This window comes from Pseudomonas sp. A34-9 (assembly GCF_029543085.1).
In the GTDB taxonomy this organism is placed as follows: domain Bacteria; phylum Pseudomonadota; class Gammaproteobacteria; order Pseudomonadales; family Pseudomonadaceae; genus Aquipseudomonas.
The window spans coordinates 3,544,035-3,562,665 of the sequence record NZ_CP119967.1 but is presented as its reverse complement, the minus strand read 5'-3'; the positions used below and the strand labels follow the sequence as shown (position 1 = coordinate 3,562,665).

11 protein-coding genes and 1 pseudogene are annotated in these 18,631 nt (G+C 60.0%); 10 read left to right on the top strand and 2 right to left on the bottom strand.

From position 1 onward, the window contains the following. The first annotated feature begins 216 nt into the window (after positions 1 to 216). From P3G59_RS15700 to P3G59_RS15690, 3 genes and pseudogenes are all read left to right on the top strand, one after another. Positions 217 to 1,191: a hypothetical protein gene (locus P3G59_RS15700; RefSeq protein ID WP_277757966.1), complete on the top strand. Its 975-nt coding sequence runs from the start codon at positions 217 to 219 to the stop codon at positions 1,189 to 1,191. Positions 1,192 to 1,781: 590 nt separating this feature from the next. Further along, positions 1,782 to 2,453 (top strand): DUF3313 domain-containing protein, encoded by a 672-nt coding sequence (locus P3G59_RS15695; protein ID WP_277757965.1) that lies wholly within the window; start codon positions 1,782 to 1,784, stop codon positions 2,451 to 2,453. A 438-nt stretch (positions 2,454 to 2,891) separates the two neighbouring features. Beyond that, a pseudogene (locus P3G59_RS15690) lies at positions 2,892 to 3,090 on the top strand (cold shock domain-containing protein). Between the two features lie 125 nt (positions 3,091 to 3,215). Here the strand turns inward: P3G59_RS15690 and P3G59_RS15685 are convergent. Continuing rightward, the gene (locus tag P3G59_RS15685; RefSeq protein WP_277757964.1) at positions 3,216 to 3,641 is read right to left on the bottom strand and encodes a YciI family protein; all 426 of its coding nucleotides are present in this window, start codon (positions 3,639 to 3,641) and stop codon (positions 3,216 to 3,218) included. Between the two features lie 338 nt (positions 3,642 to 3,979). Between P3G59_RS15685 and tpx the strand changes: the two genes are divergently transcribed. From tpx to P3G59_RS15650, 7 genes are all read left to right on the top strand, one after another. Further along, positions 3,980 to 4,480, top strand: a complete 501-nt coding sequence (tpx, locus tag P3G59_RS15680; protein WP_007914372.1) for a thiol peroxidase — start codon at positions 3,980 to 3,982, stop codon at positions 4,478 to 4,480. A 188-nt stretch (positions 4,481 to 4,668) separates the two neighbouring features. Next, on the top strand, positions 4,669 to 5,976 hold the full coding sequence (locus P3G59_RS15675; RefSeq protein WP_277757963.1) for an MdtA/MuxA family multidrug efflux RND transporter periplasmic adaptor subunit: 1,308 nt from the start codon (positions 4,669 to 4,671) through the stop codon (positions 5,974 to 5,976). Beyond that, positions 5,973 to 9,074 carry an MdtB/MuxB family multidrug efflux RND transporter permease subunit gene (locus P3G59_RS15670; protein ID WP_277757962.1) on the top strand — a complete coding sequence of 1,034 codons (3,102 nt, stop codon included), beginning with the start codon at positions 5,973 to 5,975 and terminating at the stop codon, positions 9,072 to 9,074. The genes P3G59_RS15675 and P3G59_RS15670 overlap by 4 nt, the downstream gene beginning before the upstream one ends. 142 nt (positions 9,075 to 9,216) lie before the next feature. Next, positions 9,217 to 12,324 carry an efflux RND transporter permease subunit gene (locus P3G59_RS15665; protein ID WP_277757961.1) on the top strand — a complete coding sequence of 1,036 codons (3,108 nt, stop codon included), beginning with the start codon at positions 9,217 to 9,219 and terminating at the stop codon, positions 12,322 to 12,324. After that, the gene (locus P3G59_RS15660; RefSeq protein WP_277757960.1) at positions 12,321 to 13,790 is read left to right on the top strand and encodes an efflux transporter outer membrane subunit; all 1,470 of its coding nucleotides are present in this window, start codon (positions 12,321 to 12,323) and stop codon (positions 13,788 to 13,790) included. Before P3G59_RS15665 ends, P3G59_RS15660 begins: the two co-directional genes overlap by 4 nt. Positions 13,791 to 14,091: 301 nt before the next feature. After that, positions 14,092 to 16,173, top strand: a complete 2,082-nt coding sequence (locus P3G59_RS15655; RefSeq protein ID WP_277757959.1) for an EAL domain-containing protein — start codon at positions 14,092 to 14,094, stop codon at positions 16,171 to 16,173. A gap of 114 nt (positions 16,174 to 16,287) precedes the next feature. Beyond that, positions 16,288 to 17,034 carry an SDR family oxidoreductase gene (locus P3G59_RS15650; RefSeq protein WP_277757958.1) on the top strand — a complete coding sequence of 249 codons (747 nt, stop codon included), beginning with the start codon at positions 16,288 to 16,290 and terminating at the stop codon, positions 17,032 to 17,034. 123 nt (positions 17,035 to 17,157) lie between these two features. Here P3G59_RS15650 and mapR read toward each other — a convergent pair whose 3' ends face one another. Next, complete coding sequence (gene mapR, locus P3G59_RS15645) at positions 17,158 to 18,567, bottom strand: GntR family transcriptional regulator MpaR (RefSeq protein WP_007919188.1); 1,410 nt, start codon at positions 18,565 to 18,567, stop codon at positions 17,158 to 17,160. Between the last annotated feature and the right edge of the window lie 64 nt (positions 18,568 to 18,631).

Below are 18,631 nucleotides of genomic sequence, written 5' to 3'. Positions count from 1 at the left end.
TTGAAAAGATCGCAGCCTGCGGCAGCTCCTACACGCGATCCACTGTAGGAGCTGCCGCAGGCTGCGAACTTTTGTTCTTCGATGTACACCGGGGAAACCCCTAGAAACCTGATGAGGCGGGCATTTTCCCTTGGGTCGATGCTGGCCTTTTGGTAGAGTCGCCGTCGCCAGCGGGTTTTCGGCTGGACGATGGAATCGAAGAAGGGAGTCTGATCAGTGAGTCCGGGCAAAAAAATCCTCGGTCTCACAGCGATGCTGTTGATGCTGACGCTGTGGGCCAGTTACTTTTACGTATTCAAGGAAAACCGCAGCGGCCAGCTCGGCGGTGTCGGCGAAAGCAGCGCATGGTGCGGCACGCCGCCGTCCACGGAGGCGGCGTTGCTGGGCAAGGACCAACTGACCTTGCGCGTGACCAACAACCTGCGCGGCGAGTTCATGCTCAGTGGCTCATTGGTGGTTTCGGAACGCACCTTCAACCGTTACGACCTGGGCCGCAACGAACTGCGCCTGCGTCTGGAACCGTTGCAGTGGTCCTACGGCGTCACGCCGATCTTCCTTGAACAGGTCAAGGTTCAGCCGCTGAGCCGCAACCTGTCCGCCACCAACAAAAGCGCCTACGCCGAACTCGAACCACGGCCGATCGGCGTGCAGGGTCAGGTCACCGAATTCCCCTTCGACACCTATCGCTACGGCTACAAACCGGTCCTTTACTACCTCAAGGGCAGCGAGCGCATCGACCTGCGCTTCAAGAACATCACCACGCTGATGGAGATGTCCAACACCTTCACACCGATTCAGAAATACAACCGCGTCGACTACATCAACGAGAACAACTCGATGATCCGCGACGACGATTACAAGGCTTACGGGCCGCACGAATGTGCCTTCAGCGTTGAGCGTAAAGGTTCGTTCAAGGTTGTGGTTATGTTGCTGTTGTTGGTGCTGTGTCTGCCATTACTGCTGGTGTTTTACCGCAATGAGCCGGGAATCGACTTCCTCGCCACGCTGTTGGGCGCCGCGATCGTACGGGTGTTGCTGATCGGGCCGGTGCAGGACTTCCAGCTGTACAACATCGACTTCCTGTTGGGGGCGGCGATTTTGATGGTCGGGACGGTGTCGCTGATCAAGGCGATGCACATCAATAGTCGGCGCGAGATGGCGTTGCGCAGTGGCGAGACTTCGTCCTGGTAATGGCGTGAACCCTTAAAAGCCCCTCACCCTAACCCTCTCCCAGAGGGAGAGGGGACTGACCGAGGTGTCTGTCGTCCTGCACCGACGTGAAAGACCGAGTCGATTATGGATTCAAAGCCTATCGTTCACGTCGGCGTATCTCTTGGATATCCCCCAATCGGTCCCTCTACCTCTGGGAGAGGGGACTGACCGAGGTGTCTGTCGTCCTGCACCGACGTAAAAGACCGAGTCGATTATGGATTCAGAGCCTATCGTTCACGTCGGCGTATCTCTTGGATATCCCCCAATCGGTCCCCTCTACCCCTGGGAGAGGGCTAGGGTGAGGGCAAGACAATCTCCAGCCGGTCACTTAAGCGCCGGATCCCCCCTATTCATCTTCTTCCACCCCTGCACCAACACCAGCGCCTTCGGTTCCTGTCCACTGTCGAGATACCACTGAATCAGCGACAACCGCGCATGGCGCTTCATTGCGAAACGCCTGCAGGTTTCGCGAGTTTTTTTTAATTCCAAGCAGCAATTGTCAGAGTTTTAGCTATACCTGAATTCACCCCTCGAACAAACCAATGAGGTCTTCTGACAGGAGTTACAGCATGAAGCTAGCAGTAATGATGGGCACGCTCTGCGTCGCCACCCTCGGCGTGGTCGGCTGCTCAAGCAAAACCGTTGCTCCCGATGAGTACTCCGGGTTTCTCAAGGACTACAGCCAGCTCAAGGAGGCCAAGTCGCCGTCCGGCGCCGAGGTGATGCGCTGGATCGATCCGAAGGTCGATGTGAAAAAGTTCACCAGCGTGTACATCGAACCGACTCAGCTCTACCCCAAACCGCAACCGACCGCGAAGATTCCACAGCAAACCCTCAACGGTATCACCAGCTACTACGACCAGGCGCTCAAGCGTGAGATTGGCAAGGATCTGCCACTGGCCACCGGGCCGGGCCCGGGTGTGATTGTGGTGCGGGCGGCGATTACTGCGGTCAGCAGCAAGACCGAGGGCCTAAAACCCTATGAAGTGATCCCGATTGCCTTGGTGGCGGCGGCAGTCAGCACGGCCAGTGGTATACGTGATCAGGAAACCACGTTGGCCACCGAGGCGGTGTTCCTCGACGGCGGCAACAATAAGGTGGTTGCGCAGGTCGTGCGCAAAGGCTCCGGTAAACCACTGGCAAACGACACCCAGGTGCTGAAGACCGATGACGTTAAAAGCGTGATCGATGGCTGGGCGTCAGACCTGCGTCAGTCGTATCTCAAGCTCAAGTCCAAATAAACCGATGCTTGGGCGTTGTCTCAGGCGTGATCGGTGGTGGTCACAGCCTGAGGCAACAGCACCCCGTGCATCGCGGCCTCAAGTACCGACGCCACAGCTGACAAACGCAATCGCAGGCAGCAGTGCCACCGCCAATAGCCATGCATGTCTTCTCATTTTCTTCGCCATGACTTCATGATGCTCCGATGACCATTGTCGATGCCGGCACCAGTGTGCCGTCGTTGCGTCATCCTGGGTTTGCCACATCTGCAGGACACGTCTGATTGAAGCTAGCAGTTAAACCGGGCTTGGCCAGTGGCTGGCAGGCGGAGGTGAGACTGTGGATATTTACACCCTGTCAGGTTTGACAGTTGTCGGGGTGTGGGGAAGGGCGTTTGATGGTTGGGTGTCGCGCAAGATTCTTGGCTTGTGCGCAAACCGGCTGAGAGGAGGGCGAGTATGGCAACGGGAACGGTGACAAGGGTTAGCGCAGAAAAGGGTTTCGGATTTATTACAGCGGATGATGGTGGCTTGGAATTACTTGCGCATTTCTCGAAGATTGCATCTGAAAAAAAAGCTTACAGAAGGTCAGAAAGTTGAATTCGAGGTAATGCAAAACAAGAAAGGCGCCTACGCTAATAATATCCGGTCGATCTGAGCATCCCCGCGACTGTAGGAGCTGCCGCAGGCTGCGATCTTTTGACCTTGATCTATCAAAGCAGGATCAAAAGATCGTCCGATCGCGGCCCGAGCCTGTGGCAGCTCCTACACGGGGTATCCGGTTTAGGCGTTTTTCTTGGCTTGTTCGCGGATGCGCTCTTCTTGCTCGCGCGCTTCGGGGGTGAACTCGGCACCGAAGTCTTCGGCGGAGAAGATCTGGCGGATTTCAATATCGGACTCACCGGGCATCGGGTTCGGGCAGCGCTTGACCCATTCGATGGCTTCCTCTTTTGATTTCACTTCCCAGATCCAATAACCCGCCACCAATTCTTTGGTCTCGATGAACGGCCCGTCGATGACCGTGCGTTTGTCGCCGGAGAAGTGCACGCGGGCACCTTTGCTGCTGGGGTGCAGGCCATCGCAATCGACCAGAATGCCGGCCTTGACCAGTTCTTCATTGAAGTTGCCCATCGCGGTGATCAGTTCTTCGCTGGGCATGATGCCGGCTTCAGAGGCGGCGTTGGCTTTTACAAGGATCATGAATCGCATGGCGGTTACTCCGTGGAGTGTGGGGGATTCACTGCTTAGTCGAACGGGCCAGCGGTGAATCGACAGGGTCTCTAAATAAAAGACCAGTCACACCGCAGAATCCAATGTAGGAGCGAGCCTGCTCGCGAAGACGTCGTCACGTTCAACATTTATGCTGACTGATCCAGCGCTTTCGCGAGCAGGCTCCCTCCCACACGGGAATTGCGCGGAACTTTGTATACAATTTTTTGCGCAGGCACCCAACAATTTCAAAACAGGGCATAGGTCGTCGGACAATTTCGTGGTTAACTTCGGCCTCTTGCATGCTTTCCAATCAAAACATCAGAAGGACTCAAGTCATGGCTCAAGTCACCCTCAAAGGCAATCCGGTTCAAGTCAACGGCCAGTTGCCACAAGCCGGTTCCAAGGCGCCAGCCTTTTCTCTGGTTGCCGGCAATCTGTCCGACGTCACCCTGAAAGACTTTGCCGGCAAGCGCAAAGTGCTGAACATCTTCCCAAGCGTCGACACCCCGACCTGCGCCACCTCCGTGCGCAAGTTCAACGCTCAGGCCAACGACATCGCCAACACTGTCGTGCTGTGCATCTCCGCTGACCTGCCGTTCGCCCAAGCGCGCTTCTGCGGCGCCGAAGGCCTGGAAAACGTACAGAACCTGTCGACCCTGCGCGGTGCCGAGTTCATCGAGAACTATGGCGTGGCCATCGCTGACGGCCCGCTGAAAGGCCTGACCGCTCGCGCCGTGGTAGTGCTGGACGAAAACGACAACGTCCTGCACAGCGAACTGGTCAAGGAAATCGCGGAAGAGCCTAATTACGAAGCGGCGCTTTCCGTTTTGAAATAAGTGTTCTGAAACAAGCGCTTTACAATTGTTAACGGCCTGGCCCTGTCCAGGCCGTTTTCATTTGTGTATCAGTGTTTTGCCTCACACCTTGAAACGTAAGTTGAAGGTAAATTGCCGGTAAAGCTGCTTTGCTATTTCTCCATCAGTGCTTATCGTTCAGCCTCCCGTAAAAGAAGCCCACGCGCCCAATGGTTAATCACTCCATGCAATCGTCCCCCCGTAACTCCCGTCGCTGGCTGATCAGCCTGCTTGTCCTGTTGGTGATCGCCGTCCTGTGCTGGAAATTCTGGCCCGCCGGTTCAGCCCACAAAGAGGGCACAGACAAGGCAGCCGCTGGGCACACCGGGCGTTCGGGCATGATGCGGCCGGGCTTCGGTGGTGGTAGCGGGCCAATCCCGGTGCGCGTGGCGCCAGCCGTCACCGGCGACTTCCCGCTGTATTACAAGGCGCTGGGCACGGTGACGGCGCTCAACACCATCAATGTGCGTAGCCGGGTGGGCGGCGAATTGGTGAAAATCAATTTCGAAGAAGGGCAGATGGTCAAGTCCGGTGACCTGCTGGCCGAGATCGACCCGCGTCCGTACCAGAACGCCTTGCTGCAGGCCGAAGGCACCTTGCTGCAGAATCAGGCGCAACTGAAGAATGCTCAGGTCGACGTCGAGCGTTATCGCGGTCTGTTTAAAGAGGACAGCATCGCCAAGCAGACACTGGACACCGCCGAAGCGCTGGTCGGCCAGTATCTGGGCACGGTCAAGACCAACCAGGCCGCCGTCAACGATGCAAAACTCAATCTCGAATTCACTAAAATCCGCGCACCGATTGCCGGCCGTGTCGGTCTGCGTCAGGTTGACGTCGGTAACCTGGTGACGGCCAACGACACCACGTTCCTCGCCGTGATCACCCAGACCCAACCGATCAGCGTGGCCTTCACGCTGCCGGAAAACAGCCTTGAAACCGTGCTCGCCCGCTATCGCAGCGGCGCCAAGCTGCCGGCCGAGGCGTGGGATCGCGGCGACAGCAAGCTGCAAGCCACCGGTGTTCTGCAAAGCCTCGACAACCAGATCGACGTCGCCACCGGCACCCTGAAGTTCAAGGCCCGCTACGAAAACCGCGATCAGGCGCTGTTCCCCAATCAGTTCGTCAACGTTCACTTGCTGGCTGACACACTGAAAGGCGTGGTACTGGCGCCGTCGGCGGCGATCCAGTTCGGCACCAACGGCACCTTTGTCTATGCGCTGGACGGCGACAAGAAAGTCACCATTCGCCAACTGAAGATCGGCGCCAGTGATGGCGAAAACACCGTGATCACTGAAGGCCTGGCTGCCGGCGACCGCGTGGTGCTGGAAGGCACCGACCGCCTGAAGGAAGGCAGCGAAGTGGAAGTGGTCAACGACAGCAACCAAGTGCCGACCACCCCGACCGAACACCTGCAAGGCAAATCTGCCGCCACCCCGACTGACGCTGCTGTCACCGACAAGGCCAAGAAGGGCGCATGAACATTTCGCGGCTGTTCATCCTCCGACCGGTAGCCACCACCCTGAGCATGCTGGCCATTGTTCTGGCCGGCCTGATTGCCTATCGCTTGCTGCCCGTTTCTGCACTGCCACAAGTCGATTACCCGACCATCCGCGTCATGACCCTGTACCCCGGCGCCAGCCCGGATGTGATGACCAGTGCCGTGACGGCGCCGCTCGAGCGCCAGTTCGGGCAGATGCCCGGCCTGACGCAAATGGCCTCGACCAGTTCCGGCGGTGCGTCGGTGCTGACGTTGCGTTTCAGCCTCGACATCAACATGGACGTCGCCGAACAGCAGGTGCAAGCCGCGATCAACGCCGCGACCAATCTGCTGCCGACCGATTTGCCGGCGCCACCGGTGTACAACAAGGTCAACCCGGCGGACACCCCGGTGCTGACCCTGGCGATCACCTCGAAAACCATGTTGCTGCCAAAGCTTAATGATCTGGTCGATACGCGCATGGCGCAGAAAATTGCCCAGATCAGCGGCGTCGGCATGGTCAGCATTGCCGGCGGTCAGCGTCAGGCCGTGCGAATCAAGGTCAATCCCGAGGCGCTCGCGGCCAACAGCCTGAACCTGGCCGACGTGCGCACCTTGATCAGCGCTTCCAACGTCAACCAGCCGAAGGGCAACTTCGACGGCCCGACCCGAGTGTCAATGCTCGACGCCAACGACCAACTGACCTCGCCGAAGGATTACGCCAATCTGATTCTCGCCTACAAGAACGGCGCACCGCTGCGGCTCAAGGACGTGGCGGAAATCGTCGACGGCGCGGAGAACGAACGTCTCGCGGCGTGGGCCAACCAGAATCAGGCCGTGTTGCTGAACATCCAGCGTCAGCCGGGTGCCAACGTCATTGAGGTGGTCGACCGTATCAAGGCGCTGCTGCCGAGCATCACCGACAACCTGCCGGCCGGTCTTGATGTCACCGTGCTGACGGATCGTACGCAGACCATTCGCGCCTCGGTCACTGACGTGCAACACGAATTGCTGATCGCCATCGCCCTGGTGGTCATGGTGACGTTCCTGTTCCTGCGGCGTGCCAGCGCGACGATCATTCCGTCGGTGGCCGTGCCGCTGTCGCTGATCGGCACCTTCGGCGTGATGTACCTGGCCGGGTTCTCGGTCAATAACCTGACCCTGATGGCGCTGACCATTGCCACCGGTTTTGTGGTCGACGACGCCATCGTCATGCTCGAGAACATCGCACGCTTCATCGAAGAGGGCGACAGCCCGATGCAAGCGGCGCTCAAGGGCGCCCGGCAAATTGGCTTTACCCTGATTTCCCTGACCCTGTCGCTGATCGCCGTACTGATCCCGCTGCTGTTCATGGCCGATGTGGTCGGGCGGTTGTTCCGCGAATTCGCCATCACCCTGGCCGTGGCTATCCTGATTTCGCTGGTGGTCTCGCTGACCCTGACGCCGATGATGTGCGCGCGTTTGCTCAAGCGTGAGCCGGAAGAACATGAGCAGGGCCGTTTCTACCGCGCCAGTGGCGCGGTCATTGACTGGATGATCGCCGCTTACGGGCGCAAGTTGCAGTGGGTGCTCAAGCACCAGCCGCTGACGTTGCTGGTGGCCATCGGCACGCTGGCGCTGACGGTGTTTCTGTACATGGTTGTGCCCAAAGGCTTCTTTCCGGTGCAGGACACCGGGGTGATTCAGGGTATTTCCGAGGCGCCGCAGTCGATTTCCTTTGCGGCGATGGGCGAGCGCCAACAGGAACTGGCGAAAATCATTCTCGAAGATCCGGCGGTGCAAAGCCTGTCGTCCTACATCGGTGTCGACGGCGATAACGCCACGCTCAACAGTGGCCGCTTGCTGATCAACCTCAAGCCCCATGGCGATCGTGATCTGAGCGCCACTGAAGTGATTGCGCGCCTGCAACCGAAGCTGGACAAACTGGTCGGCATCCGTCTGTTCATGCAACCGGTGCAGGATCTGACCATCGAGGACCGCGTCAGCCGCACGCAATACCAGTTCAGCATGTCTTCGCCGGACTCCGAACTCCTCAGCCAGTGGAGCGGCCGGCTGGTCGAAGCGCTGGCGCAGCGTCCGGAACTGACCGACGTCGCCAGTGATTTGCAGGACAAGGGTTTGCAGGTCTATCTGGTGATCGACCGCGATGCCGCCTCACGCCTTGGCGTCACGGTGGCGAACATCACCGATGCGTTGTACGACGCCTTCGGTCAGCGGCAGATCTCGACCATTTACACCCAGGCCAGCCAGTACCGCGTGGTGCTGCAGGCCCAGGCCGGGGAAAAGATCGGCCCGCAGGCGCTGGATCAGATTCATGTGAAAACCACCGATGGCGCGCAGGTGCGCCTGTCGAGTCTGGCCCATGTCGAAGAGCGTCAGGCGCAACTGGCGATCACGCATATCGGCCAGTTCCCGGCAGTGATGATGTCGTTCAACCTTGCGCCCGGTGTGGCACTGGGGCATGCGGTCGACATCATCGAGCAGGTACAGAAAGACATCGGCATGCCCGTCGGCGTGCAGACCCAGTTCCAGGGGGCGGCCGAAGCCTTCCAGGCGTCGTTGTCGAGCACCTTGCTGCTGATTCTGGCGGCCGTGGTGACCATGTACATCGTGCTGGGCGTGCTGTACGAGAGCTACATTCACCCGATCACCATTCTCTCGACCTTGCCGTCGGCGGCGGTCGGTGCCTTGCTGGCGTTGCTGCTCAGCGGCAATGACCTGGGCATGATTGCGATCATCGGCATCATCCTGCTGATCGGTATCGTGAAAAAGAACGCGATCATGATGATCGACTTCGCCCTCGATGCTGAACGCACCCAAGGCATGGCGCCGGAACAGGCGATCTATCAGGCGGCATTGTTGCGCTTCCGGCCAATCCTCATGACCACGCTGGCCGCGCTGTTTGGCGCCGTGCCGTTGATGTTGGCCACCGGCTCCGGGGCTGAATTGCGTCAGCCGTTGGGTCTGGTGATGGTTGGCGGTCTGCTGGTGAGTCAGGTGCTGACGCTGTTCACCACGCCGGTGATCTATCTGTATTTCGACCGTCTCGGTCGGCGCTTTGGCAAGACCAATGCGGACGCCGAAGAGGTTTCGGTATGACTGTCCGCACACATAACCCATGTAGGAGTGAGCCTGCTCGCGATGAGGCCGGCACATTCAATATCAGTGGAGGCAGACACATCGCTATCGCGAGCAGGCTCACTCCTACAGGGGATCGGTGTGAAGTTGGGGATTGTGGTCAATGAATCTCTCCGGTCCTTTCATCAAACGCCCGGTAGCGACGATGCTGCTGAGCCTGGCAATCATGCTGCTCGGTGGTGTCAGCTTCGGCCTGCTGCCAGTGGCGCCGCTGCCGCAAATGGACTTCCCGGTGATCGTCGTGCAGGCGAGCCTGCCCGGTGCCAGCCCGGAGGTCATGGCGTCCACCGTGGCGACGCCGCTGGAGCGTTCATTCGGTGCGATCGCCGGCGTCAACACCATGAGCAGCCGTTCCAGTCAGGGCTCGACCCGGGTCATTCTGCAATTTGACCTCGACCGCGACATCAACGGTGCGGCGCGGGAAGTGCAGGCGGCGATCAACGCTTCGCGCAATCTGTTGCCGAGCGGGATGCGCAGCATGCCGACCTACAAGAAGGTCAACCCGTCGCAGGCGCCGATCATGGTGTTGTCGCTGACTTCGGACGTGCTGGAAAAAGGCCAGCTCTACGACTTGGCCTCGACCATTTTGTCCCAGAGCCTGTCCCAGGTGCAGGGCGTCGGCGAAGTACAGATCGGTGGCAGTTCACTGCCGGCGGTGCGTATCGAACTCGAGCCGCAGGCACTGAACCAGTACGGCGTGGCGCTCGACGATGTGCGCAAGACCATCGCCGATGCCAACGTGCGCCGGCCGAAAGGTTCGGTTGAGGACGGCCAACGGTTGTGGCAGATCCAGGCCAATGACCAGCTGGAGAAAGCCAAGGATTACGAATCACTGATCATCCACTATGCCGATGGCGCCGCGTTGCGCCTCAAGGACGTGGCCAAGGTCAGCGACGGCGTCGAAGACCGCTACAACAGTGGTTTCTTCAACGATGACGCGGCGGTTTTGTTGGTCATCAACCGTCAGGCCGGCGCCAACATCATTGAGACGGTCAACGAGATCAAGGCGCAACTGCCGGCGCTGCAAGCGGTGTTGCCAGCCAGCGTGAAGCTGAATCTGGCCATGGACCGCTCGCCGGTGATCAAAGCTACCCTGCATGAAGCCGAGATGACCTTGCTGATTGCCGTGGCACTGGTGATCCTGGTGGTGTTCCTGTTCCTCGGTAACTTCCGCGCCTCGCTGATTCCGACGTTGGCCGTACCGGTGTCGCTGGTCGGCACCTTTGCGGTGATGTACCTCTACGGTTTCTCGCTGAACAACCTGTCGCTGATGGCGCTGATTCTGGCCACCGGCCTGGTGGTTGACGACGCCATCGTGGTGCTGGAGAACATTTCCCGGCACATCGACGATGGCGTCAAACCGATGCAGGCCGCGTACCTGGGGGCCAAGGAAGTCGGTTTCACGTTGCTGTCGATGAACGTCTCGCTGGTGGCGGTGTTCCTGTCGATTCTGTTCATGGGCGGGATCGTCGAGAGCCTGTTTCGCGAGTTCTCCATCACCTTGGCCGCGGCCATCGTCGTGTCGCTGGTGGTTTCACTGACGCTGACGCCGATGCTCTGCGCCCGGTGGCTGAAGCCGCACACGCCGGGGCAGGAAAACCGTCTGCAACGCTGGAGCCGCCGCACCAACGACTGGATGGTCGAGAAATACGCCACCAGCCTCGACTGGGTGTTACGCCACCGCCGCTTGACCCTGCTCAGCTTGCTGATCACCGTCGGCGTCAACGTTGCGCTGTACGTGGTGGTGCCGAAAACCTTTATGCCGCAGCAGGACACCGGTCAGTTGATCGGCTTTGTGCGCGGTGACGACGGCCTGTCGTTCAGCGTGATGCAACCGAAAATGGAAATTTTCCGCCGCGCCGTGCTCAAGGACGAAGCGGTGGAAAGTGTCGCCGGGTTCATCGGCGGCACCAACGGCACCAATAACGCTTTCATGCTGGTGCGTCTGAAGCCGATCAAGGATCGCCAGCTCAATGCACAGAAAGTCATCGAGCGCCTGCGCAAGGAAATGCCCAAGGTGCCGGGTGCGCAGCTGATGCTGATGGCGGATCAGGATCTGCAATTTGGCGGTGGTCGCGAGCAGACCACGTCGCAATACAGCTACATCCTGCAAAGTGGTGATCTGGGCGAGTTGCGCAAGTGGTATCCAAAAGTGGTTGCGGCGTTAAGGGCCTTGCCGGAACTGACAGCCATTGATGCCCGAGAGGGGGCAGGTGCCCAGCAAGTGACGTTGATCGTCGACCGCGATCAGGCCAAACGTCTGGGGGTCGACATGAACATGGTGACCGCCGTACTGAACAACGCCTACAGCCAGCGGCAGATTTCGACGATCTATGACAGCCTCAACCAGTATCAGGTGGTCATGGAGGTCAACCCGAAATACGCCCAGGACCCGGTGACGCTCAAGCAAGTGCAGGTGATCACCGCTGACGGTGCGCGGGTGCCGCTGTCGACGTTCGCTCATTACGAAAACAGCCTGGAAGACGATCGCGTCAGTCACGAAGGCCAGTTCGCCTCCGAAGACATTTCCTTCGACATGGCCGAAGGCGTGACGGTGGAGCAGGGCAGTGCTGCCATCGAGCGGGCGATTGCCAAACTCGGCCTGCCGGAAGACGTGATCGCGAAAATGGCCGGTACCGCCGACGCGTTTGCCGCTACGCAGAAGAGCCAGCCGTTCATGATTCTCGGAGCGCTGCTGGCGGTGTATCTGGTGTTGGGTGTGTTGTATGAAAGCTACATCCATCCGCTGACGATTCTATCGACCCTGCCGTCGGCCGGGGTCGGCGCGTTGCTGTCGATCTATGCGCTGGGTGGCGAGTTCAGCCTGATCTCGTTGCTCGGGTTGTTCCTGCTGATTGGCGTGGTGAAGAAAAACGCCATTCTGATGATCGACCTCGCGCTGCAACTGGAACGGCATCAAGGGCTGTCGCCGCTGGAGTCGATCCGCAGTGCCTGCCTGCAACGCTTGCGGCCGATTCTGATGACCACGCTGGCGGCGATTCTCGGTGCCTTGCCGTTGCTGCTCAGCCGGGCCGAAGGCGCGGAAATGCGCCAGCCGCTGGGTCTGACCATCATCGGCGGGCTGATTTTCAGCCAGGTGCTGACGCTTTACACCACCCCGGTGGTTTACCTCTATCTCGACAAGCTGCGCCATCGTTTCAACAAATGGCGTGGCGTGCGCACTGACGCCGCTCTGGAAACTCCGCTATGACTGACCGTTCGCTTATCCATCTGGCCACTGTTCGGGGCTCGCGTCTGCTGAGCTTGTCACTGTGCGTGGCGATGCTCAGTGCCTGCGCTGTCGGCCCTGATTACCAGCGCCCGCAAACCGCTGAAATCGTCCAGTACAAGCAAGCCGAAGGCTGGACTCAGGCCAACCCGAGCGATTCGCTGGCCCGGGGTGCCTGGTGGGAGTTGTATGGTGATCAGCAGCTCAACGGGCTGATCGAGAAACTCAACAGCTCCAACCAGACAGTCGCACAATCGGAAGCCCAGTTCCGTCAGGCGCAGGCGTTGGTGCGCAGTGCCCGTGGCGCGTTTTACCCCAGCGTTGACTTGAGCCTGGGCAAGACCCGCTCCAGTCAGGGCACCGGTAGCAGCAGTTCGAGTCTGAGCAGTTCCGCCAGCGGCATTCGTGACACCTATAACGCCGAGTTGGGCGTCAGTTGGGAAGCCGATGTGTGGGGCAAGTTGCGCCGCGGCCTCGAGGCCGACAAGGCCAGCGCCCAGGCGAGTTTTGCGGACTTGGCGGCGATGCGCCTCAGCCAGCAATCGGAACTGGTGCAGAACTACCTGCAACTGCGCGTGATCGATCAGCAGAAACGGCTGCTCGAAGCCACGGTCGCCGCCTATGAGCGCTCGTTGAAAATGACTCAGAACCAGTACCGCGCCGGGGTTTCCGGGCGCGATGCGGTGGCGCAGGCGCAGACGCAACTGAAAAGCACCCAGGCCGATCTGGTCGACCTTATCTGGCAGCGCGCGCAATTCGAAAATGCGATTGCCGTACTGACCGGCCAAGCGCCGGCGGATTTCAACATTGCCGAAGTGCAGACCATTCCGAAGCTGCCCCAGGTGCCATTGAGCCTGCCCTCGCAGTTGCTGGAGCGGCGCCCGGACATCGCTTCGGCGGAGCGTTCGGTGATCGCCGCCAACGCCAACATTGGTGTGGCGAAAGCGGCGTATTACCCGGACCTGTCGCTGAGCCTGAGCGGCGGCTACAGCAGCAGTACTTCGCAGAACCTGATCAGCCTGCCGAACCGCTTCTGGTCGGTGGGGCCGAAACTTTCGCTACCGTTGTTTGATGGCGGTATCCGTTCGGCAGAAGTCGACCGCACTGAGGCAGTCTACGACCAGACCGTGGCCAAATACCGGCAGACCGTGCTCGACGGTTTCCGCGAGGTGGAAAACTATCTTGTGCAGCTCAAGGTGTACGAGGACGAAGCCGCCGTGCGTCAGGAAGCGCTGGATGCGGCGCGCGACTCCCTGCGTCTGACGGAAAACCAGTACAAGGCCGGGTTGATTGCTTACATCGATGTGGTCGTGGTGCAAGCCACGGCACTGAGCAACGAACGCAGCGTGCTGGGTATTCTGCAGAGCCGCTTGATTGCCAGCGTGCAATTGATTGCTGCGCTGGGCGGTGGCTGGGATGGGCAACTGGATGTCAGTGACGCCCAATAAATCACGCCATGTTTGATCGTTCCCACGCTCCGCGTGGGAATGCAGCCCGGGACGCTCCGCGTCCCCTCCAGAGCCGAACGCAGAGCGGCCGCCGAGGCATTCCCACGCAGAGCGTGAGAACGATCGGGTAAAGCCGTGAACGCCGGGGCAGAGCCTTGTAGGACGATCGAACAAGCGTTTCATCGGGTTGATGGCAATTTGGTTACTTTGTCAGTGCGTTCTTCTGTGCAATCAGTACAATCGCCGCATTTGCCCGACCGAGAATGGACGCAATCCGCGTCGGGTGGCCACGAGAACGCTCATGCTCATCGGTAGTTATTCCTCCACCCTGGTTTTCATTTCGTTGTGCGTGGCGATACTCGCCTCGTACACCGCGCTCGACCTCACCGGGCGTATCGCCACGGCCAAGGGGCGTGCGGTGCATTTCTGGACGGCGGGTGGCGCGTTCGCCATGGGCGTCGGCGTCTGGTCGATGCACTTCATCGGCATGCTCGCGTTCAAATTGCCGATCGACCTCGGTTACGACGTCACGCTCACGGCGCTGTCGCTACTGATCGCGATGCTCTCCAGCGGGTTCGCCTTGTGGCTGGTCAGTCAGCCGAAACTGCCGATCCTGCAACTGGCGTTCGGCGCGCTGATCATGGGCACCGGGATCAGCGCCATGCACTACACCGGCATGGCGGCGATGCGCATGACCCCCGGGATCGACTACGACCCGACACTGTTCGGCGCCTCCTTGCTGATCGCCGTCGGTGCCTCGGCGGCGGCACTGTGGATCGCTTTCCGCCTGCGTCAGCACTCGCCATATGTGCGGCTGATTCGCGCCGGCGCTGCGGTGATCATGGGGCTGGCCATTGTCGGCATGCATTACACCGGCATGGCCGCCGCGCAATTCCCTAATGGCAGCTTCTGCGGCGCCACGCTCAATGGTCTGAAGGGCAACGGCCTCGACAGTCTGGTGTTGATCACGACGTTGGCAGTGCTGTCGATCGCCTTGCTCACCTCGATTCTCGACGCACGCCTCGAAGCGCGCACCGCTGATCTGGCGCACTCATTGACCGTGGCCAACCGTGAACTCACGCAACTGGCCCTGCACGACACCCTGACCGGCCTGCCGAATCGCATGCTGCTGGACGACCGGATCAATCAGGCGATGAAAAAGGTCCATGAACAGGGCGGCTGTTTTGCCTTGATGTTCATCGATCTGGACGGCTTCAAACCGGTCAACGATGCGTTCGGTCACCATATGGGCGACCAGTTGTTGCGTGAAGTGGGGTTGCGTCTGCGTGAAGACTTGCGCGGTCCGGACACACTGGCGCGAATCGGCGGCGATGAATTCGTGCTGCTGGTGCGTCTGACCGAACCCAATGACGCACTGGGACTGGCTGCACGTCAGGTCGGCCTGATCGCGCAAGCATTCCGCGTCGCCGACCATGATTTGCAGATCTCCGCCAGCGTCGGCATCGCCCTGTATCCGGGTAATGGCCAGAACGCGCAGGAACTGCTGATGAACGCCGACGCGGCGATGTACCACGCCAAGGGCGGCGGTAAAAACGGTTACAGCTTTTTCGACGCGTCGATGAACAACAACGCGCGCAAGCAGTTGCAGCTGTTGCAGGACCTGCGCGCGGCGCTGGAGCACAGCCAGTTCAGTTTGCATTACCAACCGAAGTTCGACGCGGCCAATGGCCGTGCGGTCGGCGCTGAAGCCTTGCTGCGCTGGCAGCATCCGATTCACGGCATGCTGATGCCGGACAAGTTCATCGAACTGGCGGAGAAATCCGGGCTGATCATTCCGATCGGTGAATGGGTGCTCAATGAAGCCTGCCGGCAAATGCGCGAGTGGTACGTGCTCGGTTACACCGATTGGCGTATCGCGGTGAACCTGTCGGCGCTGCAGTTCTGCCACGCGGGACTGGTGCGCAGCGTGGCCAAGGCGTTGGCCACGCATCACTTGCCGGCCAACAGCCTGACCCTGGAAATCACCGAGACCACGGCCATGAGCGATGCCGATGCGAGCATGACAGTGTTGCAGGAGTTGTCGGACATGGGCGTCGATCTGTCGATCGATGACTTCGGCACGGGTTATTCCAGCCTGATGTACCTCAAGCGTTTGCCAGCCAACGAGCTGAAGATCGACCGTGGTTTTGTGCGGGATCTGGAGCATGACAGCGACGATGCAGCGATTGTTTCGGCGATTGTCGCATTGGGGCAGGCACTCGGTTTGCGCATTGTCGCTGAAGGTGTGGAAACCGGGGTGCAGCAGGAGTTCTTGACGCAGTTGGGTTGTGATTCGCTGCAGGGTTATCTGCTGGGGCATCCGATGCCGGCGGACAAATTCATGCAGGATATTGCGCGCGCCAAGCAGGTGGCGGTGGTCTGATCGACCGCGTTATCGTCCTTCGCGAGCAGACACAACAGACCTCATGCAAATCCCGCCAATGGCGGTTATTCTTCCCCCCGACTGTTACGTGTGCATTGGGGGAGAAAGGCCAGCATGGATAAAGTCATTGTGATCACCGGTGGCGGGCGCGGGATTGGCGCCGCTACGGCGCTGTTGGCTGCCGAGCAGGGCTATCGGATCTGCATCAACTATCAGTCGGATGAACAGGCCGCGCAAAGCGTGCTGGAGCAAGTCCGTGCATTGGGCGCGCAGGCCATTGCGGTGCGCGCCGACGTCAGCATCGAAGATGAAGTGATCGCGCTGTTCCAGCGGGTCGACAGTGAACTGGGTCGGGTCACCGCACTGGTGAACAACGCCGGCACCGTCGGACACAAATCGCGGGTCGATGAAATGTCCGAATTCCGCATTCTGAAAATCATGAAAACCAACGTTCTGGCGCCAATCCTCTGCGCCAAGCACGCGATTCTGCGCATGTCGCCCAAGCACGGCGGGCAGGGCGGCAGTATCGTCAATGTGTCGTCGGTGGCCGCGCGCCTGGGGTCGCCGAACGAATACGTCGATTACGCCGCGTCCAAAGGCGCGCTCGACACCTTCACCATCGGTTTGTCCAAGGAAGTGGCGGGCGAGGGGATTCGGGTCAACGCCGTGCGCCCGGGCTACATTTACACCGATTTCCACGCCTTGAGCGGCGACCCGGATCGGGTCAGCAAGCTGGAGTCGGCGATCCCGATGGCCCGCGGCGGGCGGCCGGATGAGGTGGCGGAGGCGATTGTCTGGTTGCTATCGGACAAGGCTTCTTATGCGACAGGGACTTTTGTTGATCTCGGAGGCGGGCGCTGAGCTCCAAAAGCTGTGTTGCCTGACCCGACCCCTTCGCGAGCAGGCTCGCTCCCACATTTGGAATGCATTTCCTTGTGGGAGCGAGCCTGCTCGCGAAAGCAATAGTCCAGGCGACATCGCACTTCAGAACGACCGCACAATCCGCCCCAACGTCTCCATCGCCTTCTCCGAATCCTCGGTCCACGGGCTGCCATAGTTCAACCGAATACAATTCCTGAACCGCTGCGTCGGCGAAAAGATCGGCCCCGGCGCAATGCTGATGCCTTGCGCCAGTGCCATCTGAAACAACTTCAGCGAATCCATCTGCGGCGGCAATTCCAGCCACAAAAAGTAGCCGCCCGCCGGTTGGCTGACCCGCGTCTGTGCCGGGAAGTAGCGGGCGATCGCTGCAAGCATTGCGCTCTGCTGTTCTTCCAGTGCGTACCGCAATTTGCGCAGGTGGCGGTCATAGCCGCCATGTTGCAGATAGTCGGCAATCGCCGCTTGCGCTGGCATCGAGGCACACAGCGAAGTCATCAGTTTCAGCCGTTCGATCTTTTGCGCGTAGCGGCCGGCGGCGACCCAGCCGATGCGGTAGCCAGGAGCCAGGCTCTTGGCGAACGAGCCGCAGTGCATCACCAGACCTTCAGTGTCGAAAGCCTTGGCCGGTTTTGGTGCCTGCTGGCCGTAATAGAGTTCGGCGTAGACGTCGTCTTCGATCAGCGGCACCTGATGGCGGCGCAGCAGTTCGACCAGCTCCTGTTTCTTCGCTTCGGGCATGGTCGCGCCCATCGGGTTCTGGAAACTGGTCATGCACCAGCAGGCCTTGATCGGGTGGCGTTCCAGCGTTTGCGCGAGTACGCCGAGGTCGATGCCGTCGCGCGGGTGCACGGGGATTTCCACGGCTTTGAGTTTCAACCGCTCGAGGACTTGCAGGCTGGCGTAGAACGCCGGGGCTTCGATGGCGACGAGATCGCCCGGTTCGGTGACGGCTTGCAGGCACAGGTTCAGCGCTTCGAGGGCGCCGTTGGTGATCAGCAACTCTTCCATCGGCAGCATCAGGCCGCCGACCATGTAACGCAGGGCGATTTGCCGGCGCAGTTGCGGATTGCCCGGCGACATGTCAGTGACAACCATGCGCGGGTCCATCTCGCGGGCGGCGCTGGCCAGCGAGCGCGACAGGCGTTGCAGCGGGAACAGGGTCGGGCTGGGGAATGCCGAACCGAACGGCACGGTACTTGGATCCTTGATCGAATCAAGGACCGAGAACACCAGTTCGCTGACGTCGACCTCGGTGGAATCGTTGACGTGGCTACTGATCACCGGCTCGGAAAACGGGCTCGGCGCATGGGTGTTGACGAAATAGCCGGAGCGCGGCCGGGCGCGGATCAGGCCGCGGCGTTCAAGCAGGTAGTAGGCCTGGAACACCGTGGACGGGCTGACGCCGTAGGTCTGGCTGGCGTAGCGCACCGAAGGCACGCGCTGGCCGGGGCCGAGGACGCCGGAGCGGATCAGTTCAGCGATGTCGTCGGCGAATTTTTCGTAGCGTTTCATCGAGTACCTTGGTGCTGGTGTTTTTGAAGTGTGTCAGGGAGCAAGCCCTCACCCTAACCCTCTT